At 73.3% G+C, this 1,364-nt stretch carries 2 protein-coding genes; one reads left to right on the top strand and one right to left on the bottom strand.

Translation table 11 applies throughout. From position 1 onward, the window contains the following. Positions 1-671 (top strand): TNT domain-containing protein (locus ACFFNX_RS50075; protein ID WP_378213549.1); only part of this gene is annotated, 671 nt, incomplete at its 5' end. On the opposite strand, the gene ACFFNX_RS50070 is transcribed toward ACFFNX_RS50075, so the two are convergent. Beyond that, positions 665-1,364: SDR family NAD(P)-dependent oxidoreductase (locus ACFFNX_RS50070; protein ID WP_378213547.1), on the bottom strand; the 700-nt coding region annotated here is incomplete at its 5' end. The genes ACFFNX_RS50075 and ACFFNX_RS50070 overlap by 7 nt on opposite strands.

Below are 1,364 nucleotides of genomic sequence, written 5' to 3'. Positions count from 1 at the left end.
AGCGGCCGCACACCCTTCCGGCCCTGGTGGACGCCCGCCCCGACGTCCCGCAGAAGGCCGAGGCCGTCATCGCCGCGGTCCGGGCGGCGGTCCGCGACCAGCCGGACGCGTGCGGCGGCCCGTACGTCAAGGACCACGGCGAACTCGGCCCCGCGCACCTGCCCCGTGTTGGTTATTTCGGATCCCTCGTGCGCGGCTATGTCCGGTACGGCGGACTGAGCCCGGCGAAATTCACCTACCGCTACTGGGACGAGACGGCCGATCCGGCCTACTGGCGCTATCCCCCGGACCTCGGATTCGCCCATTCCGACGGCTGGAGCAATGGCCGCATTCTTCGCGAACGGGCGACACTTCCCGAAGGCGCGCTTCTCGACCGTTTCGGCAGCCCGTACGGCGCCTTTCTCGCCCCGGCGGGCAGCGCGTTCGGGGCCCGCGCGCTTCCGCCGGACAGCCTCAACACCAGAAGCGACGATCGATCACACCTGTGCAACTACCACCTCTACCGGGTGAGCCGGGCGTTCGACGTCGACGCGGGTCCGATCGCGCCCGCCTTCCAGCAGCGGGGCGGAGGCCGGCAGTACCTGCTGACGAGCGCCTACGTGCCCGGCGCGCCGTCGGCGCTGAACGTCAGATGGCTCGTCTCCAACGGGTACCTGAGCGTCGTCTACTGATCCAGCGTCTCGGGGTCGCGCGCGAGCACCGAGCGGCCGCCGTCCACCGGCACGGTCGCGCCGTTCACGAAGCTCGCGTCCTCGGAGAGGAGATGCGCGATCGCCGCCGCGACCTCATCCGGCCGGCCCACGCGGCCGGCCGGGTGAATGCGGGCCATCTCCTCCTCGATCCTCGCCGCGGCGTCCGGCTCCCGGCTCGCGAGGAGGTCCGCGTACCGCTCGGTGCCGACGGACCCCGGCGCGACCGCGTTGACGCGGATCCCCCGCCGCCCGTACTCCACCGCGAGCGCCCGGGTCAGCCCCTCGATCCCGGCCTTGGCCGTCACGTACGGCACACACCCCGGGACCGCGCGAATCGCCTGGTGGGAGGAGACGTTGACGATGGCGCCGGGAGTGCCGGCGGCCAGGAAACGCCGCACGGCCGTCGCGCAGCCGACGAGGGCGAGGCCGAGGTTCAGCGAGACGCGGTCGAGGATCTCGGGTACCGGGACGGTGTGGAAGGACGCCGCCGCCCCGAACACGGCCGCGTTGTTGACCCAGCCGGCGAGGGGCGCGGCGGCCTCGGCGAGGTCGGCGGCGCGCTCCGCGACCGCCTCGTCCGCGGCGTCACCGGCCAGCGCGATGACGGCCACCGCCCAGCCGAGGACGCCACCCCAGCCATGCCCGGTCTTCGTCGCCTCGGGTTCGGCCGTG

It is taken from the genome of Actinoallomurus acaciae (assembly GCF_042429965.1).
Classification (GTDB): domain Bacteria; phylum Actinomycetota; class Actinomycetes; order Streptosporangiales; family Streptosporangiaceae; genus Actinoallomurus; species Actinoallomurus acaciae.
This window is presented reverse-complemented; position numbering and strand designations above follow the sequence as displayed.